We start from the raw sequence: 26,365 nt of genomic DNA on the forward strand, positions 1-26,365 counted from the left end.
AGGCAACCAGGGCAGCCGAGCCAACTGGGCCAATCGAGCCAATCGAGTCCCGCGAGCCCGCTGAGTCAACTGAGCCAACTGAGCCGCCACACCACAAGTCGGTTATGCGCAGTAATCATGGTATTGAAGAAGACGGGCAACGCAGTGTATTGCTGGCGCGGCTGCAAGACCTCATTGCGTGGGGTCGAAAAAATTCCGTCTGGCCTTACAACTTCGGTCTCTCGTGTTGTTACGTGGAAATGGCCACGAGCTTCACCAGCAAGTATGACATTGCGCGGTTCGGCGCCGAAGTGATCCGCGCCTCACCTCGTCAGGCGGACTTGATCGTCATCTCTGGCACCGTATTCATGAAGATGGCCCCAGTGATCCAGCGGCTTTATGACCAAATGCTGGAACCGCGCTGGGTGATCTCGATGGGCTCCTGCGCCAACTCCGGGGGCATGTACGATATCTACAGCGTGGTACAGGGGGTGGATGCGTTCATCCCGGTGGATATTTATGTTCCAGGATGTCCGCCTCGTCCGGATGCATTCATGCAGGGCTTGAATCTGCTCCAGGACGCGATTGGCAAGGAAAGGCGTCCGCTGAGCTGGGTCATCGGCCCGCAAGGGGTCGAGCGGTCGGACCGGTTATCGCAGCGGGATATCAACAGAGCCCGGAGAATGCGCGAGACCGTACTGCGTAGTCCCGACGAGGTTTGAACCTTGAGCGAGACTTCATCCAGCGTTGTCCTGGAACAGAACGTTCCCGATATTCTTGCGGAATTGAAGGATCGCTTTGGCGCGGCAATCGGGGCCACGCAGGAAACCTGCGATGGCATACCGACACAGTGGGTAGCGAGGAACAGCGTGTGCGATGTTTTGCGCTACCTGAAACTGGAGGCGCAGCGTCCTTATCGCATGCTGTATGACCTTACCGCCATCGACGAGCGCACCCGTGTTCACCGGGGCGATCAGCCGCCGAGTGATTTCACTGTAATTTATCACTTGCTGTCGTTCGAGCGCAACGCGGACATCCGTCTCAAGCTCGCGCTTTCTGCCGACGATTTGCTGGTGCCCACCATCACCGGCATTTGGCCTGCAGCGAACTGGTATGAGCGAGAGATATGGGACATGTTCGGCATCGTTTTCACGGGGCATCCACACCTGCGCCGTATCCTGTTGCCCCCCTGGTGGAAAGGCCACGCGCTACTTAAGGACCATCCCGCTCGCGCCACGGAAATGGAGCCTTTCCGGTTACCGCAGGATAAGGGGGATGCCGAGCAGGAGATGCTACGCTTCCATCCGGAAGAGTGGGGAATGCGGCGTGCACATGAAAGCACCGATTTCATGTTTCTCAACCTGGGACCGAACCACCCATCGGTGCACGGCGTCTTTCGCATCGTATTGCAACTCGATGGGGAAGAAATCATCGACGCCGTGCCCGATATAGGCTTTCATCATCGCGGCGCGGAAAAAATGGGTGAGCGTCAGTCCTGGCACACCTACATCCCCTATACCGACCGCGTGGACTATCTGGGAGGGGTGATCAACAACCTCCCTTACGTGCTGGCGGTAGAAAAACTGGCGGGCATCGAAGTGCCCGAGCGCGTAAAGGTAATACGCGTGATGATGGCTGAATTTTTCCGCATCGCAAGCCATCTTGTGTTCTATGGGACTTATGCCCAGGATCTGGGCGCGTTATCGCCTGTATTTTTCATGTTCACCGACCGGGAGCGGGTATTCGATATCGTCGAGGCTATTTGCGGAGGCCGCATGCACCCGAGTTGGTATCGCATTGGCGGCGTGGCGCAGGATCTGCCTGATGGGTGGGACCGGCTGGTGCGCGACTTCCTCGATTATCTCCCCCCCCGACTCGACGAGTATGACAAGATCGCGCTGGGCAATCGCATCCTCAAGGCACGCAGCCGCGGTATCGGTACGTATACAGTGGATGAGGCGATTGAGTGGGGCGTGACGGGGCCGGGTCTGCGTGCCTGCGGTTTTGCATGGGATTTTCGCAAGGAGCGGCCTTACTCGGGCTACGAGCAGTTCGATTTCGATATACCCACGGGGCAACACGGCGATTGCTATGACCGCTGCGTGGTGCGCGCCGAGGAGATTCGCCAGAGCCTGCGCATCATCGAGCAGTGCCTCAACCATATGCCGGCGGGGCCTTACAAGGCGGATCATCCGTTGACTACGCCGCCGCTCAAGAAGTATACCCTGCATGACATCGAGACTCTCATCAATCATTTTCTGGGCGTGAGTTGGGGGCCGGTCATCCCGCCGGGCGAAGCATTCGTCGGCATTGAGGCGACCAAAGGCAACAATGGCTATTACCTGATCAGCGACGGCAGCACCATGGCCTACCGCGTGCGCATCCGCACACCTTCTTTTCCGCACCTGCAAATGATTCCCCTGATCAGTCGCGGGCTGATGATTTCCGATCTGATCGCCATTCTGGGTAGCATTGATTTTGTCATGGCCGACGTGGACCGTTGAGGCGCAGATGCTAAGTGAAGAGGAAAAACAGGAAATAGAGGCGCAGTCGCAGCACTACCCGACGACGCGGGCGCTGTGTATCGAAGCACTCAAGATCGTACAGGAGCACCGTGGGTGGGTGTCGGACGAAGGCATTGCGGACGTGGCTGAGGCGCTGCAAATGGCGGCGGCGGAATTGGAGGGTGTGGCAACTTTCTACAACATGATTTTTCGGAAACCGGTGGGCAGGCACGTGATCTTGCTGTGCGACAGCGTGAGTTGCTGGATTATGGGTTACGACCGGCTGCGTGAACATTTTCGGGCACGGTTGGGTATCGGGCTGGGCGAGACTACCGCCGATGGCTGCTTCACGTTGCTGCCGAATGTATGCCTCGGCGCCTGCGACCACGCGCCGGCGATGATGATAGACAGTACGCATTATCAGGACCTGGACCCTGACAGGCTGGATGAAATTCTCGCGAAATACCGTATGGAAGAAATAAGGGAAGAAAAAAAGGAAAAAAGAGGGCCCGCTGATGGAAACACCGCTGACCCGTAGCATTGCACCGGAAAAAGCGCCGCCCGATCTCGCGCAGTATGAAAAGGCAGGAGGCTACGCGGCGCTGCGCAAAGCGCTGCGTATGGCACCTGGCGACGTGACCGCGGCAGTGAAAGAGGCAAACCTGCGCGGACGCGGCGGCGCTGGTTTTCCCACGGCGCAGAAATGGAGTTTCGTGCCGATGGGGGACGACGCTCCCCATCCCAAATACTTCATCTGCAACGCGGACGAGATGGAACCCGGTACGTTCAAGGACCGCCTGTTGCTTGAAGGCGACCCGCACCAGTTGATAGAAGGCATGATCGTAAGCGCATATGCCGTCCAGGCCGATGTCGGCTACATTTTCTTGCGCTGGGCATACAAACTCGCGGCTCAGCGGCTGGAGCAGGCAATCGCCGAAGCGTACCACCGGGGGTATCTGGGCAGGAATATCGCCGGTTCGTCGTACAGCCTGGAGCTTCACCTCCACGTCAGCGCGGGGCGCTACATGTGCGGTGAAGAGACCGCGCTGCTTAACGCACTCGAGGGCAAGCGTGCCAATCCACGGGCCAAGCCTCCCTATCCCCAGGTAAGCGGCTTATGGGGTAAGCCCACCGTCGTCAACAATGTCGAAACGTTATGCTGCGTGCCGCATATCGTGAACAAGGGTGCCGCATGGTTCAAAAACCTGAGCCGTAGCGGCGATGGCGGCACCAAGCTCTATGGCGTGAGCGGAAGAGTGAAGAAGCCAGGACTGTGGGAATTGCCGATGGGTACGCCCATCCGCGAAATCCTGGAAGAACACGCTGGGGGGATGCGCAATGGATACCGCTTCCGCGGTCTGCTGCCGGGCGGGGCATCGACGGATTTCATGATCGCCGACCACCTTGATGTGGCGATGGATTTTGACTCGATGCAGGCGGCGGGTAGTCGCCTTGGCACTGGCACCATGATTATCCTCGACGACAGGACCTGCCCTGTTGGCATGTTGCACAATCTGGAACATTTCTTTGCGCAGGAATCGTGCGGCTGGTGCACGCCTTGCTGGTCTGGGCTGTCGTGGGTGGAACAGATACTGAAAGGCCTGGAAGATGGCAAAGGGGAAGCCTCGGACCTGGAACGGCTTCAATCTCATGCGCGCCTGCTGAGCCCGGGGCACACGTTTTGCGCACTGGCGCCAGGCGCCGCGGAACCATTGCAAAGCGGCCTCAAGTATTTCCGCGACGATTTCGACCGGCACATCCGCGAGAAGCGCTGCCCTTGGAGATCCTAAAGGTGAAGATGGCGACGATCCATATCGACAATCGACCTTACCCGGTGAAAGAGGGAGAAAATCTGCTGCAACAATGTCTTTCGCTGGGGTTCAACCTCCCGTATTTTTGCTGGCACCCCGCATTAGGCTCGGTAGGCGCCTGTCGCCAGTGCGCGATCAAGCAGTTCAAGAACGAAGAGGACAAGCACGGCAAGATTGTCATGGCCTGCATGACGCCAGCCACAGACGGTGCCCGCATCTCGATCGAGGATCCCGAGGCGCGGGAATTCCGCGCAAGCATAATCGAATGGCTGATGATCAATCATCCGCACGACTGCCCGGTTTGCGATGAGGGCGGCGAATGCCATCTGCAGGACATGACGGTTATGACGGGGCATACTTATCGCCGTTATCGCGGCCGGAAGCGTACATTTCACAACCAGAACCTCGGTCCTCTCGTTAACCACGAGATGAACCGCTGCATCCAGTGCTACCGCTGCACACGCTTCTACCGCGACTATGCCGGCGGGCGCGATTTCGATGCGCTGGTGCTGCGCAACGAGGTTTACTTTGGACGCCACCAGGACGGGACTCTCGAAAGTGAGTTCAGCGGGAATCTGGTGGAGGTGTGTCCTACCGGTGTTTTTACCGACAAGTCCCTGAAGCAGCATTACACGCGCAAGTGGGATTTTCAGACAGCGCCTTCCGTATGCGTGCACTGCGGACTGGGCTGCAACACGATCCCCGGCGAGCGCTACGGCACATTGCGTCGAATTCACAATCGTTTCAACGGCGCGGTCAACGGCTATTTTCTCTGTGACCGCGGGCGTTATGGGTACGACTTTGTCAACAGCGAGCGGCGCATCAGGCGACCGGCCTTGCGCAACAACCGAAGCGAACCATTGCAGCCTATCAGCAAAGGCGAAGCAGTGCAGTTTTTGGCCGAATTACTGGCTAATGGAACCAGAATAATTGGCATCGGGTCTCCGCGCGCCTCGATCGAAGCCAATTTTGCGTTACGCACGCTGGTTGGGCCCGAACGGTTTTATGCCGGCGTTTCCGAACAGGATGGTCGTCTGCTCGCTTCCATGCTGGATATTCTGGGGCAGGGCCCGGCGCGTTCGCCATCATTGCACGAGGTGGAGCTTGCTGACGCCGTTCTGGTGCTGGGCGAAGATGTAACCAATACCGCTCCCCTGCTGGCGCTTGCGCTACGCCAGTCGATTCGTCGCCAGCCGCAGAAAATGGCCGAGAAGATGCACATTCCCCATTGGAACGACCATGCGGTGCGCGCAGCGGTGCAGCAGGAGCAGGGGCCGCTATTTATCGCCGCCATTGCCGACACCAAGCTCGACGATGTTGCTACCGAGATGTTTCGCGGGGTTCCCGACGATTTGGCCCGGCTCGGGTTTGCGGTGGCGCATGCGATCGATCCCAGGGCTCCTCCGGTATCGGACTTACCAGATACGATGCGGACGCTGGCCGATACGATCGCAAAAGCGCTAAAGGCCGCAGGGCGCCCTCTCGTCGTTTCCGGCATGGGCTGCGCTAATGTGGCTGTCATCGAAGCGGCAGCCAGTGTGGCGTGGGCGCTGTGCAATACGGGGCATGCGGCGGAGCTTTGCTTCGCGGTTCCTGAATGCAACAGCCTGGGTGCGGCCATGATAGGCGGAGCCCATCTCGAATTGGCGTTCGAGACAGTGCTCGGCACCGCTGCCTATACAGGGATCGCGGCCGACACCGTTATTATCCTGGAAAATGATCTTTACCACCGCGCTGACGCTGCAGCAGTAGATCGGTTCCTCGCGGCAGCAAGGAACGTTGTCGTTATTGACCACATCAGCCATGCGACCAGCGCGAGAGCGGACGTGGTGCTGCCAGCCGGAACTTTTGCCGAGACAGACGGCACACTGGTGAATAATGAAGGCCGGGCGCAGCGCTTCTTTCAGGTGTTTGTCCCCCAGGGCGATATTCAGGAAAGCTGGCGTTGGGCGCAAGACCTCATAACGGCAGCCGGGGCTGATAAAGACGATCCCTGGCTGAACCTGGACCAGGTTACTGCCGCCTGCGCTGCTTCAATTCCAGGATTACAACCTATTTTGCGAGCTGCGCCGACGGCAAATTTTCGTATTGGCGGCCAGAAGGTCCCCCGCCAGCCACACCGTTACAGCGGGCGAACCGCCATGCTGGCGAACATCGACGTGCATGAACCCGAGCCACCCGAAGATCCGGATGCGCCACTCTCATTCTCGATGGAAGGATATCCGAATCATCCTCCTCCCGCGCTCAATCCGCGTTTTTGGGCCCCGGGCTGGAACTCGGTACAGGCACTCAACAAATTTCAGGACGAGGTTGGGGGGGCGCTCACCGGCGGGGATCCGGGTGTGCGTCTGATCGAGCCGCTACCGGCCGGAAAAGTCGGGTACTTTACCAACATACCGTCAGCATTCGAGCGGCGCGCGGGCGAATGGCTGGTCGTGCCGCTTCGTCATATCTTCGGTACAGAGGAGTTGAGCGCGCTCGCGCCTGCGCTCGCAGAACTTGCGGCAAAGCCATATCTTGCGCTCAATCCAGACGACGCGGCGGAGCTCGGCCTTGCCACCGGGGATGACTCGCAACTGCAGTTACAACGGAATCCCGGCCAGAAGTATAGGCTGCCAGTACGGTTGGAGCCCGGGTTGCAGCGCGGCTCGGCTGGCCTGCCTGTCGGTTTGCCGGTATTGGCGGGAATCGCGGTACCGGCTTGGGGCAAGGTAACAGGGGTGGGGCAGGAGACTCCATCATGAGCGAACTGGCGCTCGCCTGGTCGAACGTGATACTGATTCTGGCCGTTGTGTTCAGTTTCGCGGCGCTGTTGTCCTGGATCGAGCGCCGTTTGCTCGGCGTCTGGCAGGACCGCTATGGGCCGAACCGGGTGGGTCCGTTCGGTTTGCTGCAGATCGCTGCCGATGCGATCAAGCTCCTCAGCAAGGAAGACTGGGTTCCGCCGTTTTCTGAAAAAGCCCTGTTCGTGCTGGCGCCGGTAATCATCGCCGTCACCACGCTGCTTGCGTTCGCCGTGGTGCCCGTTGCGCCGGGCATCGGCGTAGTCGATCTGAACATTGGCTTGTTATTTTTCCTCGCCATGTCCTCGCTGGGGGTTTACAGCATTGTTCTCGGTGGATGGGCCTCGAATAACAAATACTCACTGCTGGGCGGGTTCCGGGCAGCAGCACAGATGCTGAGCTACGAGGTCTTCATGGGCCTCTCGCTGATGGGCGTGGTCATGCTGGCCGGCTCGTTCAATCTGCGCGATATTGTCGCGGCGCAGGAAGACCTGTGGTTTTGCATTCCGCAGATCCTCGGGTTCATAACCTTTACCGTTGCCGGCATTGCCGAAGCGCGCCGGCTGCCTTTCGATCTCCCAGAGGCGGAGAACGAGTTGGTTGCCGGTTTCCACACCGAATACTCCAGCATGAAGTTCGGGCTGTTTTTTATCGGCGAATACGTCGGCGTCATTCTCATTTCGGCGATGATGGTGACACTGTTCTTTGGCGGCTGGCTGGGGCCGCTATTACCTCCATTGATGTGGTTTCTGCTTAAAACCTTCATTGTCATTGGTTTCTTCATTCTTTTGCGCGCGTCGTTGCCGCGGCCCCGCTACGATCAACTGATGGCTTATGCCTGGAAAGTGATGCTGCCCCTAACCCTGGTCAATCTGCTGGTCACGGGGGCGATCGTATTGGCATGGAAATCATGAGAATGCCGGGTGGACTGTGACTTGAGGAGAAAAATGACATGTGGAATTCTCTGAAAACGATGTGGACGATCTTTCTGCACATGTTCCGGCGCCGGGTAACGATTCAGTATCCAGACGAGAAACCTGTTATTCCGCCGCGCTGGCGCGGGCGCATCATCCTGAGCCGCGACCCTGACGGAGAAGAACGCTGTGTGGCGTGCTATCTCTGCGCCGCGGCATGTCCGGTGGATTGCATCGCACTCCAGGCAACGGAAGATGAATATGGCCGTCGTTACCCGTCATTTTTCCGCATCAATTTTTCACGCTGCATTTTCTGCGGCTACTGCGAGGAAGCGTGTCCCACCGATGCTATCCAGCTTACCCCGGATTTCGAAATGGGCGAATACGACCGGAAAAACCTGGTGTACGAAAAAGAGGATCTGTTGATCGACGGCACTGGAAAATACCCCGGCTATAACTTCTACCGGGTGGCGGGCCTTGCGATCAAGGGCAAGGACAAAGGCGATGCACAGGACGAGGCGCCGCCCGTGGATCTGCATCGCTTGTTGCCTTGAATTTCCAACCAGAACTGAAAGTACGGAGGCAGCATGGAGTTCACATTTTATCTTTCCGGCGCCATCGCCGTAGCGGCCACGCTGATGGTCATCACGGGCTTGAACGCGGTGCATGCGCTGCTCTACCTGATCGTATCGCTGCTCGCGGTGGCAATCGTGTTCTACGTGCTGGGAGCACCCTTTGCGGCAGCGCTGGAAGTCATTATCTATGCAGGCGCAATCATGGTGCTGTTCGTGTTCGTGATGATGATGCTTAACCTTGGCAAAGCCGCCGCCGCGCGAGAGCAGGACTGGCTGACTCCGGGCATCTGGGCGGGTCCCGCCGTTCTGGCCTCGCTTCTGCTGGCCGAACTGGGATATATCTTCGCGCAAGGCGGTACGGCCGCCGGCGCCGTCGCGGTGACTGCGAAAGAGGTTGGCATTGCTCTCTTCGGACCCTATCTTCTTGGTGTCGAGCTTGCGTCGCTGCTGCTGCTTGCAGGACTGGTGGGCGCGTGCCACCTGGGCCGGCACGAGGATGTCCATCATGGCTGGGATGAAGATGAGCGCCATGAGAACGGCTGAGGCGGTTGCCGCGATACCCATGCACCACGGGCTGGTGCTTGCGGCGGTCCTGTTCGCGCTCGGGCTAATCGGCATCCTGGTCCGGCGCAATCTGATTTTCATCCTGATGTCGATCGAAATCATGCTTAATGCGGCCGGGCTTGCCTTCGTGGTTGCCGGTGCGCGGTGGGAGCAGGCCGATGGCCAGGTGATGCTCATCTTCATCCTCGCAGTGGCAGCGGTGGAAGTCTCGGTCGGCCTCGCACTGCTGCTGTTGCTCCATCGCCGCTTCCAGACCCTGGATGCCGACGCGGTGAGCAAGATGCGGGGATAACATGCTGTCCCTGCTCTGGCTTATTCCCACGCTGCCTCTGGCCGGTTTCCTGGTGCTGGCGCTCAGCGGAAAATATCTGGGGCGTCGAAGTATTGCGGTAATTGGGACGAGCTCGGTGGCTCTGTCGGCACTCATCGCCATCCTGATCGGGATAGATTTCATCGCTGCGCCACCGCCGGGTTTTGTCTTCAGGCAGGAAGCATGGACCTGGATTGCTGTGGCCGGTTTCTCGCCAGGGATCGGCTTTTACCTCGACGCGTTATCACTGGTAATGATCCTGGTCGTGACCGTCATCAGTTTCCTGATCCACCTCTATTCGACGGAATTCATGAGTGGCGATGACGGCTATGCGCGCTTTTTCGCCTACATGAATCTCTTTGTCGGCTCGATGTGCATCCTGGTTCTTGCCGACAATCTGCTGTTTCTTTACCTTGGCTGGGAAGGGGTCGGGCTTTGCAGCTATCTGCTGATCGGATTCTGGTATCGGGATTCTGGCAACGGGCGTGCTGCGCGGAAGGCATTCATCGTCACGCGGGTCGGCGATACCGCTATGGCGCTCGGCGTTTTTCTGCTGTTCACTCATCTGGGAACCCTTGACATCCAGTCGTTGATGCAGCGTGTGACGCAGCAGTGGCCGGAGGGGTCGGAACTCGCTATTCTCGCTGCAGGGCTTCTGCTTGGCGGTGCGGTGGGCAAATCTGCCCAGCTCCCGCTACAGATTTGGCTGCCTGACGCAATGGCCGGCCCCACGCCGGTGAGCGCGCTGATGCATGCTGCGACGATGGTAACGGCAGGCGTCTACCTGATCGCCCGCACGCATGTGCTCTTTTCGCTTGCGCCACCCGTACAACTGGCGGTAGCAGTAATAGGCGCTCTTACCCTGTTGCTGGCAGGGTTCAGTGCACTTGCTCAAAAAGACATCAAGCGCGTGCTCGCGTATTCGACCATCAGCCAGATCGGCTATATGTTCCTCGCGCTTGGAGTGGGCGCTTGGTCGGCAGCCATCTTTCACCTGATGACTCACGCCTTCTTCAAGGCTCTGCTGTTCCTGAGCGCAGGTGTGGTCATTATGACCCTGCACGAGGAACATGATATTTTCCGAATGGGTGGGCTGAGGAAAAAACTTCCCGTTGCATTCTGGACTTTTCTGATTGGCAGCGCATCGCTCGCGGCGCTGCCCCTCGTTACTGCGGGCTTCTACAGCAAGGACCTGATTCTTTGGCAGACCTGGTCGTCACAAGGAGGGAATCCATGGTTATGGGCTGCGGGATGCGGAGGTGCAATATTGACCGGCCTCTACATCTTTCGTGTGGTGTTTCTCGTCTTTTTTGGTGAAGCGAGGGCTGCGGCGCCTCCCGATACCAGACGGCCAGGGCTGCGCATAACTATACCGCTTATAGTTCTTGCCGCATTCTCCATAGTCGGCGGATGGATTGAAACGCCACCTTTTCTCGGCCATTTAACTCTGTTTTCCGATTTTGTTCAGCATGCCTTGCCGCCGGCTCAGGTCGTTCATGACGGTAAAAATGACGAAACCGTTCTGGAACTGCTCGCAATTGCTGCCTCTCTTGGCAGCATCGCGCTGGCGTACCTGTTGTTTTTGAGATATCCCGCCTTTCTCCATGGACTGATGCTGATCCCGGAATTGGCAAGAATACGGAAGTTCTGGCATTTTGGCTGGGGTTTCGACCGGTTTTATGAGTTCCTGTTCGTCCGGCCCTATATCTGGCTTGCGTACGCCGATCGGAACGACGTGGTCGACAATATCTACAAAATGGCGATTTCATTCACACTGAGGTGGCTCCAGAAGGTCGATCGGCACGACGTGATCGACTATATCTACAGCGGCCTGGCCGAGCTTTGTCTATTTCTCTATCGCGCCTTGAGTGCAACGCAAAGCGGACAGGTACGCCGCTATGCGGCGGCGATTGCCGCCGGATCGATCAGTATTATATTCATCGGGATATTCGCATGATTCTCTCGACATTAATTTTCATCCTGGTGGCCGGCGGTATGCTGTCATGGGTGGTTGAACGCTGGCGCCCAGGCTCTGCGAAATGGGTTGCGCTGACAACGGTGGGCATCGAGCTCCTATTGACGATATGGCTTTGGCTGCAGTCTGCCAGCGCTATGGCTCTTCCCGCTCACGGAGGGTGGCTTGCCGAGCTCAGGGCGGAGTGGATTCCGCGTTTCGGAGTGAGCTTTCATCTGGCCATGGATGGAATAAGCCTCATCCTGGTCGTGCTGACCGCTTTTCTGGGGGTGGTGTCGGTGGCATGTTCCTGGACAGAAATCCAGGAGCGTGCCGGGTTCTTTTACTTAAACCTGCTATGGACTTTGGCAGGGGCGGTCGGCGTATTCCTTGCGCTGGACCTGTTTCTGTTTTTCTTCTTCTGGGAGCTGATGCTGGTGCCGATGTATTTCATGATTGCGATCTGGGGCCATGAGAAGCGGCAGTATGCATCGATCAAGTTCTTCATTTTCACCGAGGGGAGCGGTCTGTTCATGCTGGTGGCGATTCTTGCGCTGGTATTCGTCCACTACCGCAGCACGGGAGTCCTGACATTCGATTATTTCGAGCTGTTGAATACAGCCATGTCTCCCTCCACCGAGCTGTGGATCATGCTCGGCTTTTTCATTGCGTTCGCAGTCAAGACGCCCATCGTGCCCTTTCACACGTGGCTGCCGGACGCACATACCGAGGCGCCGACAGCAGGAAGCGTGATTCTTGCAGGGGTGCTGCTGAAAACGGGAGCCTACGGGCTATTGCGCTTCGTTGTTCCGCTATTTCCCCAAGCGGCGGGGTATTTTGCCCCGGTGGCAATGGCGTTGGGAGCAATCGGAATTCTCTATGGGGCTTTCCTGGCGTTCGCCCAGACAGATTTCAAGCGCCTCGTGGCCTACACCAGCGTGAGTCACCTGGGCTTTGCGGTGGTCGGGATATTCGCCTGGAATCCTTGGTCGCTTGGGGGGGCCGTGATGCAAATGATCGCACACGGCGTCAGTACGGGAGCACTATTTGTAATTGCTGGCATTTTGCAGGAACGGACGCATACCCGCGATATGCATCGCTTTGGAGGCGTGTGGGGCATCATGCCGCGCCTGGCGGCAATGGGATTGTTTTTTGCCATTGCCGCGCTTGGGCTGCCGGGAATGGGTAATTTCGTCGGGGAATTCCTGGTACTGATGGGATTATCCCGCGTCAACAGCGTGCTGGCGTCCGTCGCAGCCGTCGCATTTGTCACCAGTGTCGTGTATGCGCTTGCGCTGGTGCAGAAAATTTTTCATGGCGAGAATACGCAGGGTTGGCAACTACATGATCTATCAGGCCGGGAAATGGCTACCCTATATTCAATGGCGGCCATTACCTTATGGCTGGGGCTGTACCCGCAGCCGGTGCTCGACGCTGCACCGAGCATCGCAAATCGTCCGCCCGCGATTGCTGTCGCCCACCGGGAGGGGAATGCGGAATGAACACGCCACCCTTCGCGCTACACTCCAACCTCATGGTCCTGTCCCCGCTCATCCTCCTTGCCGGGTCCGCGGTAGTGGTGATGCTGGCGGCAGCCTTTTATCGTCATCCTCGACCGGTCATGATGTTGACGCTCGCCGGGCTGGTTCTGTCATTTGCATCATTGTTTCTGTCTCAGGGCGCCGGGTCTCCTCAGGTCACGGCTCTGCTGGTACTGGATCACTATGCGCTGTTTTTTATCGGGCTTATCGTAGCCGCGACCTTTGTCGTCGTGGTGTTGTGTTACCGCTACTTCGGCGGTGACGAAAGCCGGCATGAGGCGCTTTACATCCTGCTGCTGCTGGCTGCCCTCGGTGGCGGGGTTCTCGTCGCGAGCAGCCACTTTGCCTCGTTTCTGCTGGGCCTGGAACTGCTCAGCATTTCACTGTTTGCATTGATCGCCTATCCGCGATTCACGGAGCGGCCCCTCGAAGCAGGAATTAAATACCTGATTCTGGCAGGCTTTTCCTCGGCATTCCTGCTGTTCGGCATGGCGTTGATCTATGCCCAACTGGGTACGATGCAGTTCGCGCAGATCGGCGCCCTGCCTGCCGTCTTTGAGCGAGGGCTCGACGCTTATGGACTTGCCGGCCTCTCGCTGATCCTGGTTGGCGCCGGATTCAAGCTCGCGCTGGTACCCTTTCATATGTGGACGCCAGATGTGTATGAAGGTGCGCCCGCACCGATATCCGCATTCATTGCAACGGTTTCGAAAGGCGCCATGCTTGCGATGCTGCTACGTTATTTCGTCGTGGCGGACGCGCACCAGTCGCAATCTGTCGTCATGGCGCTGAGCCTGATCGCGGTCGTTACGATACTGGCAGGCAACCTGCTTGCATTGCGCCAGGACAACATCAAGCGAATTCTTGCCTATTCGTCTATCGCGCAGCTTGGGTATCTGCTGGTCGGGTTTCTGGCGTTCGGCGCGATGGCGGTCGAAGCAGTAGCCTATTACCTCGCAGCCTATTTCGTCACCATGCTCGGCGCTTTTGGTGTTGTTACCGTATTGTCCAGGGGCACGCCGGAACAGGACAGCGATATGCTCAACGAATATGCCGGCTTGTTCTGGCGCAGGCCCTGGCTTGCGGGCGTGTTTACCGCCATGCTGCTGTCACTTGCGGGCATTCCATTGACGATGGGGTTCATTGGCAAGTTCTACGTGCTTATAGCCGCAGTCGGCGCATCCTTGTGGTTGCTCGTCATTGTCTTGGCCGTCGGCAGCGCGATGGGGCTGTATTATTACTTGCGCATCATCGCAGTCATGTGTGCACATGGCTCCGAGGCAGTAACCGGGCAAATGGCCGCGCCCAAGGTGAAGGCTTCGCTGGCGGAAAGTTTTACACTCGCGGTGCTCGCATTACTTCTGATATGGCTGGGCGTTTATCCAGATCCGCTCATCCGTATGCTTGAAACAACGGCCGTTCATCTGGCCTGATCATATTCATAGCTTCAACGATTCCACATACCCGGTCATTTCAAAATAGCCGCGGCCCGCGGGCTTGCCGTCGCGGCTGATCCTGACCGCGCCTTCCCAATAAACTGCTCCCGTCGATTGCCGCGAATCGAGTTCCTGGTCGTCTTGCAGCGGCGTAAGCAGCCATACGGTCGAGCCGGTTTGAATTCGCATTTCTACCGGATAAACGGCGTCGGTATGAGGGGAGCGCCAGGTACGCTGCGGCTGAAAGCTTACCTGGTCCGGCTCGAACCGCGTAAAGCGGCCGGAAGCATCGCGGATTCCCGCATATGCCCATACTTTACGGCCGTCTTTTCCGCGAATCAGAAATGCCATCAGGGAAGAACCATCATCGAGGTTGGCGCCTACCCAGTCCCACCCCTCGGCACTTGGATCGAGGTAGGCGGTGGACCACTCATGGTCGAGCCAGGCAATACCGTTGACAGCAATCTCCTTGTCATGGTGGGTGACGGTTCCCGTCACTTGCAGCTGCGGTTCACTATAGTAATAACTGGCTTGTTCCGGTAGCGGCCCTTTGTGTGAAAAGCCGCCGTCATCCTGCAGCATTGGCTTTTGCGTGGGTGTCAGCGAGAAGCGCAGCATGAAGTCGCGCGCTTTTATGGTGGTCTGGTAGCGGCCGTTTTCCTCGCGCAGCATATACCAATCGTCCAGCTTCACATCCGTATCGCCTTCTTTGGTATAAGCCAGGCCCAGACCCTCGCGCGCGCTTTTCTGGTCGTGCAACAGTTTGCCTACCGCAGGATCCGATAACGCCGCGTGTGCGATGATGAGCTGTTTGGGAGCAAAGCGGCTCGGATTGGCACGGTTGTGCTCTGTCGCCACGCGGAAAAACGTTATCTGGAAGCCAAGCGGTTTTTTATCCGGCGTTTCCAGCCAGCCTGTGACATACCACCACTCGTTGCGGAAGTCGGGATGGGCGCCAAAATCCTGCGGAAAGACGAGGGGCACACCCGGGACAACCGGGGAAAACCTGGGCGGCTCAGCGGAGGCGCGTGTCGCCAGGAACCCGGCAATCAATAACGTAACAGCCAGGCTCAGTAGCCGCATCGCCCTTCTCGCAATGCCGAGGAGCCCGCATCCCCGCTTGGGAGAAGAACCGGTATGGGCAGAACCGCATTTCAAAATTTCCATCACCAATCCTCCCTAACTGCACGTATTGCGTTACCCGATACCGCATGGCGGCCCGATAGCAGCGCGGTCAAAGCGGCCGATGCCGTTAATACGAAGGCTACGGCCAGCAATCCTCTCCATGGCAGGCTCAACTCCATCGTCCAGTGGAATGATTGAGGGTTGACAATGAAGACGAGAATCAGGCTGATGCAACCGCCAAGCGCGAAGCCAAGCACAATGCCAAGCACGGTGACCAGGCCGCCTTCTACCGCCAGCATCGACAGGATCTGGCGGCGGGTCGCGCCGATGTGGCGCAGCATGCCGAATTCCTTGCCGCGTGCTAAGGCTTGCGCCGAAAAACTTGCTGCCACTCCGAGGAGGCCTATGACGATCGCAACCATTTCCAGCAGGTAGGTCACCGCAAAGCTTCGGTCGAAAAAGTTCAGGCTGGAGGCGTATATTTCGCCGGGTTCGGAGAATTCCAGCGCATCGCCGAACGGCAGGCGTTTCATCGATGCAATCGCCTGCTCAGGTGTAACGCCCTCTTGCAGCCAAAGCGCAGCATCATTTACTTTGTTGTCCCCCGACAGCGCCTGGTAATCCGCCAGCCGCATCTGTATCGCGCCGAATTGCCGCCCATAATCGCGCCATACCCCGGCAACGACGAAAACGGGAGAAGGTGTTGCTATTGGCAACGTTACCCGTGTGCCTGGCGTATAGCCGTATAGATCAACCATTGCTTCGGATACCCAGATCGGTATCGCGTCCTTCGGAAGCAGGGCAGGCGCGATTGCCTCGCCGGTTATCGGCAGAGTATTGCCCGGATCGGCCGCGTCGATGGGGCGAGCCATCAGCGCGATGCTGGGGCGGCGTGGATCGAGCGTCAGTTGGGACGAGCGGAAAAAGTCCGCACGAGAGATACCGGGCAGGGCCGCGAGCGCTTCCTTTTCACCTGGAGTAAGGCCACGCGTATCTCCGCTGGTTGCCGTCTTTACGTATAACTGGGCTGGCAGGATATGTTTCAACCAATCGTCGACCGAAACGCGAAAACTGGCGACCATGATTGCCATTGATACCATCAGCGTAAAGCTGGCCAGGACGCCGCCCAGTGCGATAGAGGCCTGGTTGGGGGCGTTGGCTAACCGGGCCAGCGCCAATAACGGCATGGCTCGGGATGTGCGTTTGCTTATCGCGGAAAATACGGCGGAGAAGATCAATGCTGAGAGACGCGGCATGAGCGCAATACCGCCTATCAGCAACAGCACCACCGCAAGATAGCCAAAGATCGGCAATTCAAAAATTGGGGGCAACTGCGTGAGCACCCCCGCCAACACCAGACATACCAGGGCAGGCCAGGACGTGGCCAGTTTCGAGAGCGCGGCATCTTCGCTACCGGATTTCAGCGCCGGCGCCGGTTTGGCGGTTGCTGCTTCCCAGGCGGGCGCGGCACTACCCAGCAAGGTGGTGCTTAGCCCCAGGAAAAAAAGGAACGTCGCTACCACCGGGTCAAAATGCACGCTCGGTTTCACTCCTGAAAAAAATCCGCTCCCCAGGTCTCCGCCAAAAACGTGCAACGCGGTAGCGGCCGCTACGTAACCCAGGGCGAGGCCCAACAGCGAACCAACGATGCCAAGGGCGCCACCCTCAAGCAGAATTTGACCCAACAGTTGCCGCCTTGTTAGTCCGAGCACACGCAACAAAGCGAATTGATGGCGCCGCCGTACGACCGAAAGCGCCTGCGTCGAAAATACCAGGAATGTGCCGGTGAACAGCGCCACCATGGCGAGCATGTTCAGGTTGACACGATAAGCGCGCGACATGTTGGCAACGCGGGTTTCCTGATCTGCAGGTTCCGTGACCAGAAATTGTCCGCGCAGTTTCAGTTCCTGTTCAAGCGCTGCCTTGAATGCGGCATGACCCATACCTCGCACCAGTTTCAATTCGATGCGCGATAATTGGCCGATACGCTGGAAGCGCCATTGCGCCGCGCCGATATCCATCACGCCGATGCGTTGCCCTGCGCGAGCTCGCGTCAAACCGCCGGCAACCCGTAGCGTGATAGCTTGGGTTCCGACGCGTAATTGCAGCGGGTCGCCTAATTTTACGTCCAGCCATTCCATTGCAGCAGGAGACAGGAAGATGGCGTCATCCGCCAGGATATCGAAGAGCTTGTCTTCAGCCGGGATGCCGATCAGGTCCGGCGTCATGATCGAGGCGCGAAAAATATCCAGCCCGAGAATTTTCAGGGTGGCGCCCTTGTTTTCGTCGCGATTGCCGGGAATGGCGACATCAAGCTCCAACACCGGATTGGCAAGTTCGACACCATCACGTTCCGCCAGAACCGGGAAAAGTGATTCGTCGAAGGTGGCTTGTGCGCCGCGCACCTGAAGGTCGGATTGACCGGAAATACTTCTGGCGGCGGCCGAAAATTCATTGAAGGCGGCAGCGTTGATCAGATGTATCGCAAACCCAAGCGCCACCCCTATCGCGATTGCGATGACGGCAACTACGGCTTGCGACCGGTGGGCCCGCCATTCGCCCCACAACAACCAGCGGGACAGCGCGCCGCTATGCGTCAGCTTCGCCATCTGCTTTGGCGTGAAGCTGCCGAACTTTCCGGGTTTAATGGATGCAATCCATCTTTTGTCAGCACCAGCACGCGGTCTGCGGTTGCCGCCGCTGCGTGCGAGTGGGTAACAATAATGCCGGAGGCGCCATTCGCTTTGATTTCGGCGCGCATTAGCGTGAGGATGTCGTGTGCCGTATCCGGGTCGAGGTTGCCCGTGGGTTCATCTGCCAGGATCAGCTTCGGGCGGTGGACCAGCGCCCGGGCGATTGCAACGCGCTGCAACTCGCCGCCCGACAGTTGGCGCGAGAAGTGGTCTCCTCTTCCGCTTAAACCAACAGCGAACAGCATTTGCTCGGTTCGTTCCGTGGCCTCTTCAGCCTGGATACCGTTCAACAGCAAGGGCAGGGCGACGTTCTGGCTCAGCGTCAAATGCGGCAGGATGTGAAAAGCCTGAAAAATGAAGCCGAATTCCTTGCGTCGCAGCCGCGTTGCGGCATCGTCGTCCAATGATGACATGGCCATGCCGTCAATCAGTACCTCACCCGAGTCCGGGGCATCCAAACCAGCGATCAGATTCAACAGTGTGGATTTACCGACCCCGGATTCGCCCATGATCGCAACATACTCGCCAGCGTCGAGAATATAGGATAGATCGGCTAACACTCGCCGTCCGCTCGCATAGGCTTTTCCGATATGGCGCAGTTCCAGCATGATGGACTCTAACTACCAGGAAATAGAAATTGCATGAGACTGTTCATGGGGAAGAAAGTCCCTATTGTAACCGCGTTCGTGTTTAAGGAACCTCCGGCTCCGGATAAGTCCCGTTATTGCTGGTCGGGCCCAAGCTGAGCTACCGGTTGAGCGTTCGTCGCAGAATTTACTCGGAGATTGCTTTGGCCGTTCAAATGCCCTTCCTCCGGTGGCTTCACGGTTCTAAACATCCGGAGCAATAGCAAGTCATAGATAATTTTCAGCCCGCCTGCGATAACCAGCGACCAGCCGAAGGATGATATGCTCAGTAGATACCCGGCGAGAAAAGGACCCGCGGCGGATGCCAGGCTGCGCGGGACCGAAGTCATACTCGCTGCCGCCGCGCGTTCCGCGGGGGGCACGATCGCCATGACATATGAGCTTCGCGCCGGCACATCCATTTGCGAAAGACCGCTCCGTATAAGCAATAGTGCAATTGCCCAACCCAATGTCGGCATGAATGGAATGAGAATCAACAGTACATTCGCCGGCAGATGCGTAAATACCATCGTATTTATCAATCCAAACCGGTTGGCAATGCGAATCGCCGCAAGATAGGAGAGCGCGGAGAATATCCCGGTCCAGAAAAAAATAGTGCCCGCCATTGAAATGGAAAGCTGAAACTTCTGGAACAACCATAACGCGAGCATAGCCTGCACCACGAAGCCACCGCCGAATGCATCCAGGCTGAATAGCGCAGCGAGAGTATAGACGATTTTTCTGGATTTCTTTAATGGAGCGGAGCGGGTCTTGTTTACGGCTCCCGTCTCGGTAGACCCCGTTTCTTCCGGCAGGGTTGCATAAATTGCCGCGCACAACAATCCTATTATGCCGTACAACACAAACATGGCTTGCAATGCGTCTCTGGCATCGATTTGGATTGAGGCCGCTGCAAAGTCAGGTAGTCCGGCAGCCAACGCCCCGGCGGCTGCCACAAGGGCGCCGACCATGCTATATCGCACGAAAACGGCGGTGCGCTGGCGGTCGCCAACAAACCGAGAGAGAACCGCATGCTCAAGCGGTAAAAACAGGCTTACGTCGCCGCTGGAAGGGTTCAATGTCCCTACGAAAGCCACCAGCAGCAAGGGCCAGAATTCAGTGATAGCCGCAAAGCTGAAGCCGGTTGCGGCCATCAGCGCAGTCGCCGCCAGCAACAACGTCTTATAGGTGAAGCGATAGGCCTGGAAACCGGCCAATAATGTCACGATGCCGGAGCCGATCAGGGTGGCGGTCGTGATGGTGCCAACCTCAAACGGGTTCATGCCCAGCTCGATCAAATAGACCGGCAGCAGCAGACTGACGTATCCGTCGCCGAAGGCCCGCAGGCCGCGAACCCATAAAATACGGGTGAGAATGGGTGAATCCATTTCAGCTACAGGCTCAATGGCGAAATACCAGCAAGATATATATCACGAGCATGGTGAATATCCGATAGTTTTCGGTAGAGCGGCGTTGTCCTGGTTGGTGGATGGCTACATAATATTGGCATAGGGCAGGCGCCAGCGTTCGGCTCAATTTGCCAGGAAATCTGTGCAGTCATTGCAGACCATCGGGGTTCAATCTCATGAAATTTGCCAATACGTCCCAAATGCGGGAAAGACGCATCCGGAACGCGCTTTGGGGGCTTTTTATCGGCGATGCGCTGGCAATGCCCGCGCATTGGTTTTACAGCCTGAGTAACATCCAGCAATATTTCGACGGTGGTATCAGAAAATATGAGGCAGCGCCTCATCCTCATCCTGAAAGCTTCATGGTTGGGATGACATACTCGCCGGATGTTGAAACCGCAAATCGCCTGGGTCGTTCCTATGACATTCTTCACGAACACGTCCGTTTCTATGAAACCAGTTATAGTGAGCCGACTATCCAGTCTTCGGAACAGGAGAGCGAGCACGGCAACCCCGTTCCCCGGCTAGAAGACCGCTTCCACTATCATCACGGTTTGGCGGCAGGGGAGAATACGCTGGCTGCCCACCTGGTCCGCGTGCTCATGCGTTCGGTAATACGCCTGGGCCGCTATGATCCACAGGATTTTCTTGAAGGGTTTATAAAGCATCTCACTACACCGGGGAAAAACCGCGATCCCTATACCGAAATCTATATCCGGCGATGGTTCGAAAATTATTCCCGGGGTTTTCCGCCTCATGCCTGTGCGGAACTGCAACGCAACATATGGTCTATCGGCTCCCACGGCGGCGTTTTACGTCCCATGGTTCTCGCGATGCTGGTCGAGAGCGCTTATCAAGGGCTTGGGTTCGCCATGGAACATCAGTGTCTCACCCACCGTTCCGAAAATGCAGCGAGTGCGCTGGGTATCTTTGTTCCGCTTTTGAATTCACTGGTAAACGGTGCCGATCCGATCGAGGCCATTTCTGCGCACGCCAAGCCGATACGCATGCCGCATATAACCGGCGAGGCGCTTTTCGCGGCTTACCGCAAGCATAATGGCCCCGGCAACATCCCAAAAGATGAGATGTGGCAGCTTCATGTGAGACTGGACGACGCTCCTTATGAAGTCGTCCAATTCGTCCGGCAGTATACCGAGCGTGAAGTGATACGTCATGTTCTTGCAACCGCTTGCTATCCGGAACACGGTCTTCCGCTGCTTCTGTATCTCATCATGAAACATGATCTTGCGGTGGAGGACTCTCTTTTGGCCAACGCGAACGCTGGCGGGGACAGCGTCCACAGAGGCATGATCATGGGGATGATCGCCGGCGCGGCCAATGACGACCTGCCAGAGCATCTCATAAACAAATTGCTTGCTCACGACGAATTGAAGGTCGAGATTGATGCCTTCGTAGATGTCGCGCTGCGGGGAAACGCTATCTGACCGGTATTCCAGACGTTCTTTAATTTCGTTTGTAGTTTGTCTCGGGTTCCTGGATATTGTCGGCCTGGCGATTTTCAGTGAAAATAATTTCGTGGGCAGAAAGACAAGTTTTGCCAGCAATTCAGATGAGTAAACCTGGTGGGAGAGGAAACCATAATGCGGCACTTGCGTGCGATTAAATATTCTATTGGCGATCGAAATACAAGGTTCGTGGCCTATTGGGTCACCGTTGTGGTGGGGTCGTGTCTTATCGCGATAAATCAGGGCATTCCATTGCTTTTGGGAGAACCGATGACGGTCGGGCGATGGATTTCGGCCTGTATCACTCCCGTGGTTCCGTTCCTGGTGAGTTGCCATGGACAAGGTATGAAGAAGACAAGCTAGCGGTTTGCTTCGCGAGATTAAAGCGGCAATACTTTAGTGCGGGTGGTGATGACCTGAAGCGACTCAATCCAGGTTCGCGGTTGAGTCGAGGCAACACGCGAGGACATGCGATCAGTCCTGGCGCTGCAAGGTTTGCCATGCACGTAGTTCCGGCGGGAGCGATACCCTACGTTTGTTCTCCGCAATGGAAAGCGGCTTGTTATCCCAAAGTCTATAACCTATAAAGATTGAGGCAGTATTCGTTTATCAGTTGCTCACGTTAAGCAATCAATTTGAAACTCGCGCCAAAAGCGGCATCTATCAACCTTATGCTGTGAGGGACCTTATGAGACTGCTTCTTTTCGGATCATTGTTTCCTGCTATGAGCCGTCTTGTTTTTTCCGGGATGCTGCTCTTCGGATTCGCGCCGTCCGTTGCGCTGGCCCAAGCTCCGGTGCCCGTTGAGAGGACGATGGAAAACATGCTTTCGGCTATCCAATCCAATTCATTGGCAGCTTTTGTATCCTCCGGGGACCCAGTATTCAAAGCGGGCATAACAGAAGAAATATTCGATAACATAAGCAAATCTCTCGGCTCCCGCCTCAAGCAAGGCTATACCGCCAAATTTCTGACCCAGCTGAATCAGCAGGGTTTCACGGTCTACTTATGGAAGCTGGAGTTCAAGGATGCCAGTGACGATGTCCTTGTCAGCACTGCCATAAAGGACGGGAACGTCAGTGGATTCTGGTTGCGGTAGCGATCCACTCGATCGCTTCCAGGTTCTCCATGATTGGAGGCGCCTCGCGAAGCGAGGATTGGAGATCGGCAGTGGAAACTCGTAAGGCACTGATTCGGTCTAATAAGCGTTACATGAATTGAAAGTATGAATTGGGAAAATCGAAGGGGTAGCGTACGCCTTGAGGGAACTTAGGGTCTGAGCGCTTATAAAATTAACCGGCCAGCACAATTTTTAAGGGTAATCTTCAGCCAGTGACGAGGATTCCATGAAAAAGGTCCAATCAGTCTGTCTTGTCGTCATCTTGCTGGGTTCGATTCCCTGCGAGTTGGCATGGGCGCGCGGCGGCGTCGGTGGGGGGCAAATGGGAGGTGGACGTGTTGGAGGCGGAAACGTTGGAGGTGGCCACTTCGGAGGGGGGCACTTTGGGGGAGGCCACGGAGGCCCAGGTTTCAGGGGAGGGGGAGATGGAGGTGTCCCCCGGATGGGAACGCATCGCGATGGAATGCACTGGGGAGGTCATCACCGCGGTTACTGGGGCCATGGTTATCGCGGATATGGATACGGTTTTGGCGGGTATGGCTTGGGGTTGGGCTTGGGCTATGGTCTGGGTTATTACGGTTATGGCTGGGGTCCGCCTTATTATTACCCACCCTACTACACATCTCTACCTGCAACTGTCGTGCCCCCGGCGCCGCTAGTGTATATACAGCGTCCCGATACCGTGCCGCCCACGTCGGCGCCCGTATTACAATCCAATTACTGGTATTACTGCGAGAACCCGGAGGGTTATTATCCCGAGGTTAAAGAGTGCACCGAGGGTTGGCTGCAGGTCGCGCCTCGACCGCCTGATCAATGAACCTAAATCCGATAGTTGACCGCTCATTTGATAGATCAGTATTATGATTAATAACGATATTTCGTATTATTTGACGCTCACCTTCCGGGTGAGAGCGCTACGAGGTGAATTGCACGGTTTTTGCGGCACATGGCTGCGTTGCAACTTCTTGGAATGGAACGGCGCCCCGAAGCGCCGCCCGAGGGGCTCCGCGCAGCGGGGATCGGGCAGCGCAGGGGATGCCGCGATCGCGGTCCACACGCAAAGGGGCGCCCGCATCCCGCTTCGGGGTCGCACCTTCCTGCGGAAGGCACTGCTCCGCCCTGCGCGATCGTATTACGCGTCGTTGCGCCTTGCCCTGCACCCCAAAAACCGTATACTTCTCCCCGTCCAACTACCGGATTTAGGTTGAAAGGAACGCCGTTATGTATAACATGCTCAGAAGGTCCGCTTTGCTGTTGTTATTCTCGCTGGGGGCGTGCGTGAGCATACCGTCGGGTCCCAGCATAATGGTTCTGCCAGGGTCGGGTAAAACCTTCGATCAGTTTCGAAATGACGACTTCTACTGTAAACAATATGCCAGTGAGCAAGTTGGCGGTGTAACGCCGAATCAAGCCTCCGTTTCCAGCGGGGTAGGAAGCGCCGCCGTTGGCACAGGGCTTGGTGCGGCGGCTGGCGCGGCTTTGGGTGGCGGAACCGGCGCCGCGATTGGCGCGGGTAGCGGCTTGTTGGGCGGGGGGTTGGTGGGAAGCAGCACCGCCAGCGAATCAGGATATATTAATCAGCAACGCTACGATATGGGTTATATACAATGCATGTACGCCAAAGGTAATCGCGTCCCGATAGCCGGCCAGATCATGGACAACGCTTCCATGAGCAGTCCTCGTCAGAGTATAAGTGCGCCACCCCGCTCAGGCGATTCACGCCGTTCTCCCCCTCCACCGCCTCCGGGTAATCCTCCACCTCCACCCCTGCAATGAAGCGCTGGTGGGCTCTGTTGCTAATGGCAGCTATTAGCAGTTATTCGTAACGTAAAAAGTCCTCTGCCAGCGAGTCAGCGCCATAGCGCCTGATCAGCGATTCAATCTCCGAAAGCAAGGTGTCGTCTTCATCGTCCTCCAGGACGCCATCCCCGACCAGCCTGGCCGGCAGGCCCGAGGCGATAGCTTCTCTTATCGTTTCCAGCGTAGGCGGATTCTCCCGATTCTCATCGTTCATCACAGCGTCAATCACCCGCGAAAGCGGCTCGCTGGCGGTGTTACGGGAAAAGTCGATAGCGAGTGCATCGCCCCCGAATTCCTCGATCAGTAAGTCGAGTTCGTCAAGCAGCGACGCGTCGATATCAACATGGTGCAGCCGCTCCGCTTCGTTCAACGACGCGGGCAACAAACCGGCGATAAAGGCGCGCACCGAAGCGAGTGTTGCAGGTTGCTCGGCATCCGGATCGTTGACCTGGCTCTCGATAAGCGCCGACAGATTGGGGCTGACGTAAGTGGCAATATCAATCGAATTTTGAATCATGGCGTTTTTCCCAATACGGAATGCTCGAATGGCTGTGCATGAAGGCTTGACCTGCTTTAAAAAAAAGTGGAGTTTGGCCGGTATTTACCTTCTCCAACTGCTGCGTCAGACCTTGGTCGTGCAATGGAAGATGTCACGTTGGAAGATCTTATGTTCCTCAGTTTAGGTCGCATGACAAAAAAGTCAATGTCCGGCCATGTGCTTTTACACTTGAAGTTGAAGCTGCTGATCGTTTTGCCGCCATCTCATCCGGAAGTTCATGGCTAAACGGTAGTTCGACGTAAAGGTATATGCTAATGTATTTGTTATCTCGATCCTGCAAAGATTGGCGATTTTTTCGAAAATCGCGGTGATGTCGGCATTTTGGCGCAGCATACGAATATTTTTTACGGTTCAACCTCATTGAACATATTGGTAGACTATCGCGGAGAGGAGTTTTCTTGCGCTTGCTCGATAAATCCGGTACATCGAGGGGCGTATAGCAGGGTCAGTGTCGGCACAGTACGTTTGATTTGCACTTGACAGGTCTTGCGGGTTCTCCTATAGCTATTAATAGGAGATTCGTTTTGAGTAGGGGTAAATACGGCAGATCAAGAATTTACTAAAGGAGGATCAGGTCTTGCCAGCCCAATTTCCAAAGCATTTGAACACATGTGAATATCGGCATTTACCGGTCCAGAAGCGGTTGCTGAGCGTGCCAAAGAATGATGTTTCCGAGGATAGCAATGTATCGAAATATTCTGGTTCCAGTTGACGGTAGTACAACCTCCAACCTTGCAATACAGGAAGCCGCCCGGCTTGCCCAACACCAAGAGCAAAGTGTGCACTTGAGGCTGGTGCACGTGGTGGCCGACATTCATCTTATGGACGCAAACAGCTATATCAATTACGACGAGATGAAAGAAATAGAAACGAGCATTGGCAAAAAAATACTGGCACAAGCACAAACGTTGGCGCGGCAAGCAGGCATGGCAGCTGAGGTAAAGCTGCTCGAGGCCGGTGGCGAGCGCATCGCCAGCATCCTCGTGGCGGAAGCCACACGCTGGCCAGCCGACTTGATCGTCATCGGGACCCACGGCCGCTCCGGCTTCAGCCGCGTTTTGTTTGGCAGCGTTGCCGAAGGGGTAGTGCGCACCGCCCATACACCCGTGTTACTGATTCGCGGCGCATAGATCAGATCCGGGTAAAATGCTAATATCATCCCAGCTCATTATGACGCCATGCCGTCCCGTTTACTC

Annotated in this window: 23 protein-coding genes; 18 read left to right on the forward strand and 5 right to left on the reverse strand. The window is 56.8% G+C overall.

Translation table 11 applies throughout. The features are described 5' to 3' along the window. Positions 1-104 precede the first annotated feature (104 nt). Genes BUA28_RS09665 through BUA28_RS09720 form a run of 12 tightly spaced genes read left to right on the forward strand, consistent with a single transcriptional unit; the run spans position 105 to position 14,368 of the window. Positions 105-701 (forward strand): NuoB/complex I 20 kDa subunit family protein, encoded by a 597-nt coding sequence (locus BUA28_RS09665; protein WP_090960479.1) that lies wholly within the window; start codon positions 105-107, stop codon positions 699-701. A gap of 3 nt (positions 702-704) precedes the next feature. Then, positions 705-2,483, forward strand: a complete 1,779-nt coding sequence (nuoC, locus tag BUA28_RS09670; protein WP_178297999.1) for an NADH-quinone oxidoreductase subunit C/D — start codon at positions 705-707, stop codon at positions 2,481-2,483. Positions 2,484-2,490: 7 nt separating this feature from the next. Further along, positions 2,491-3,021, forward strand: coding sequence for an NADH-quinone oxidoreductase subunit NuoE (nuoE, locus tag BUA28_RS09675; protein WP_072767909.1), 531 nt, complete (start codon positions 2,491-2,493; stop codon positions 3,019-3,021). Next, entirely contained in the window at positions 2,999-4,273 is a 1,275-nt protein-coding gene (nuoF, locus tag BUA28_RS09680; protein WP_072767910.1) for an NADH-quinone oxidoreductase subunit NuoF, read from the forward strand. The genes nuoE and nuoF overlap by 23 nt, the downstream gene beginning before the upstream one ends. Beyond that, positions 4,261-7,038 carry an NADH-quinone oxidoreductase subunit NuoG gene (gene nuoG, locus BUA28_RS09685; protein ID WP_256598289.1) on the forward strand — a complete coding sequence of 926 codons (2,778 nt, stop codon included), beginning with the start codon at positions 4,261-4,263 and terminating at the stop codon, positions 7,036-7,038. The genes nuoF and nuoG overlap by 13 nt, the downstream gene beginning before the upstream one ends. Beyond that, positions 7,035-7,991: an NADH-quinone oxidoreductase subunit NuoH gene (gene nuoH / locus BUA28_RS09690; protein ID WP_072767911.1), complete on the forward strand. Its 957-nt coding sequence runs from the start codon at positions 7,035-7,037 to the stop codon at positions 7,989-7,991. Before nuoG ends, nuoH begins: the two co-directional genes overlap by 4 nt. A gap of 38 nt (positions 7,992-8,029) precedes the next feature. Further along, complete coding sequence (gene nuoI, locus BUA28_RS09695) at positions 8,030-8,545, forward strand: NADH-quinone oxidoreductase subunit NuoI (RefSeq protein WP_072767912.1); 516 nt, start codon at positions 8,030-8,032, stop codon at positions 8,543-8,545. 33 nt (positions 8,546-8,578) lie between these two features. Beyond that, on the forward strand, positions 8,579-9,109 hold the full coding sequence (gene nuoJ, locus BUA28_RS09700; protein ID WP_072767913.1) for an NADH-quinone oxidoreductase subunit J: 531 nt from the start codon (positions 8,579-8,581) through the stop codon (positions 9,107-9,109). Continuing rightward, positions 9,096-9,422 carry an NADH-quinone oxidoreductase subunit NuoK gene (gene nuoK, locus BUA28_RS09705; protein ID WP_072767914.1) on the forward strand — a complete coding sequence of 109 codons (327 nt, stop codon included), beginning with the start codon at positions 9,096-9,098 and terminating at the stop codon, positions 9,420-9,422. The genes nuoJ and nuoK overlap by 14 nt, the downstream gene beginning before the upstream one ends. 1 nt (position 9,423) lies before the next feature. Further along, positions 9,424-11,397 (forward strand): NADH-quinone oxidoreductase subunit L, encoded by a 1,974-nt coding sequence (nuoL, locus tag BUA28_RS09710; protein WP_072767915.1) that lies wholly within the window; start codon positions 9,424-9,426, stop codon positions 11,395-11,397. Next, the gene (nuoM, locus tag BUA28_RS09715; RefSeq protein WP_072767916.1) at positions 11,394-12,896 is read left to right on the forward strand and encodes an NADH-quinone oxidoreductase subunit M; all 1,503 of its coding nucleotides are present in this window, start codon (positions 11,394-11,396) and stop codon (positions 12,894-12,896) included. Before nuoL ends, nuoM begins: the two co-directional genes overlap by 4 nt. After that, the gene (locus BUA28_RS09720) at positions 12,893-14,368 is read left to right on the forward strand and encodes an NADH-quinone oxidoreductase subunit N (protein WP_072767917.1); all 1,476 of its coding nucleotides are present in this window, start codon (positions 12,893-12,895) and stop codon (positions 14,366-14,368) included. The genes nuoM and BUA28_RS09720 overlap by 4 nt, the downstream gene beginning before the upstream one ends. A 6-nt stretch (positions 14,369-14,374) precedes the next feature. Here the strand turns inward: BUA28_RS09720 and BUA28_RS09725 are convergent, their stop codons facing one another. The 4 genes from BUA28_RS09725 to BUA28_RS09740 form a co-directional block, all read right to left on the reverse strand. Continuing rightward, on the reverse strand, positions 14,375-15,454 hold the full coding sequence (locus BUA28_RS09725; RefSeq protein ID WP_072767961.1) for a lipocalin-like domain-containing protein: 1,080 nt from the start codon (positions 15,452-15,454) through the stop codon (positions 14,375-14,377). Positions 15,455-15,537: 83 nt separating this feature from the next. After that, the gene (locus BUA28_RS09730; RefSeq protein ID WP_072767918.1) at positions 15,538-18,105 is read right to left on the reverse strand and encodes an FtsX-like permease family protein; all 2,568 of its coding nucleotides are present in this window, start codon (positions 18,103-18,105) and stop codon (positions 15,538-15,540) included. Then, a complete protein-coding gene (locus BUA28_RS09735; protein ID WP_072767919.1) occupies positions 18,093-18,797 on the reverse strand; it encodes an ABC transporter ATP-binding protein in 705 nt (234 codons plus the stop codon). The genes BUA28_RS09730 and BUA28_RS09735 overlap by 13 nt, the downstream gene beginning before the upstream one ends. Positions 18,798-18,910: 113 nt before the next feature. Beyond that, entirely contained in the window at positions 18,911-20,203 is a 1,293-nt protein-coding gene (locus BUA28_RS09740; RefSeq protein ID WP_072767920.1) for an MFS transporter, read from the reverse strand. 197 nt (positions 20,204-20,400) lie between these two features. On the opposite strand from BUA28_RS09740, the gene BUA28_RS09745 reads away from it, so the two are divergent. From BUA28_RS09745 to BUA28_RS09770, 5 genes are all read left to right on the forward strand, one after another. Next, the gene (locus tag BUA28_RS09745; RefSeq protein WP_256598292.1) at positions 20,401-21,669 is read left to right on the forward strand and encodes an ADP-ribosylglycohydrolase family protein; all 1,269 of its coding nucleotides are present in this window, start codon (positions 20,401-20,403) and stop codon (positions 21,667-21,669) included. A gap of 156 nt (positions 21,670-21,825) precedes the next feature. Next, on the forward strand, positions 21,826-22,053 hold the full coding sequence (nrtS, locus tag BUA28_RS16430) for a nitrate/nitrite transporter NrtS (protein WP_072767921.1): 228 nt from the start codon (positions 21,826-21,828) through the stop codon (positions 22,051-22,053). A 325-nt stretch (positions 22,054-22,378) separates the two neighbouring features. Further along, positions 22,379-22,789, forward strand: a complete 411-nt coding sequence (locus BUA28_RS09755; RefSeq protein ID WP_072767963.1) for a hypothetical protein — start codon at positions 22,379-22,381, stop codon at positions 22,787-22,789. 247 nt (positions 22,790-23,036) lie between these two features. Then, the gene (locus BUA28_RS09760; protein ID WP_072767922.1) at positions 23,037-23,627 is read left to right on the forward strand and encodes a hypothetical protein; all 591 of its coding nucleotides are present in this window, start codon (positions 23,037-23,039) and stop codon (positions 23,625-23,627) included. Positions 23,628-24,031: 404 nt separating this feature from the next. Further along, positions 24,032-24,586 (forward strand): YMGG-like glycine zipper-containing protein, encoded by a 555-nt coding sequence (locus BUA28_RS09770; RefSeq protein ID WP_072767924.1) that lies wholly within the window; start codon positions 24,032-24,034, stop codon positions 24,584-24,586. Between the two features lie 40 nt (positions 24,587-24,626). Here BUA28_RS09770 and BUA28_RS09775 read toward each other — a convergent pair whose 3' ends face one another. Continuing rightward, entirely contained in the window at positions 24,627-25,127 is a 501-nt protein-coding gene (locus BUA28_RS09775) for a hypothetical protein (RefSeq protein ID WP_072767925.1), read from the reverse strand. 725 nt (positions 25,128-25,852) lie between these two features. Between BUA28_RS09775 and BUA28_RS09780 the strand changes: the two genes are divergently transcribed. Then, positions 25,853-26,299, forward strand: coding sequence for a universal stress protein (locus BUA28_RS09780; protein WP_072767926.1), 447 nt, complete (start codon positions 25,853-25,855; stop codon positions 26,297-26,299). Positions 26,300-26,365 lie beyond the last annotated feature (66 nt).

Source organism: Nitrosospira sp. Nsp11, assembly GCF_900142705.1.
Lineage (GTDB): Bacteria > Pseudomonadota > Gammaproteobacteria > Burkholderiales > Nitrosomonadaceae > Nitrosospira.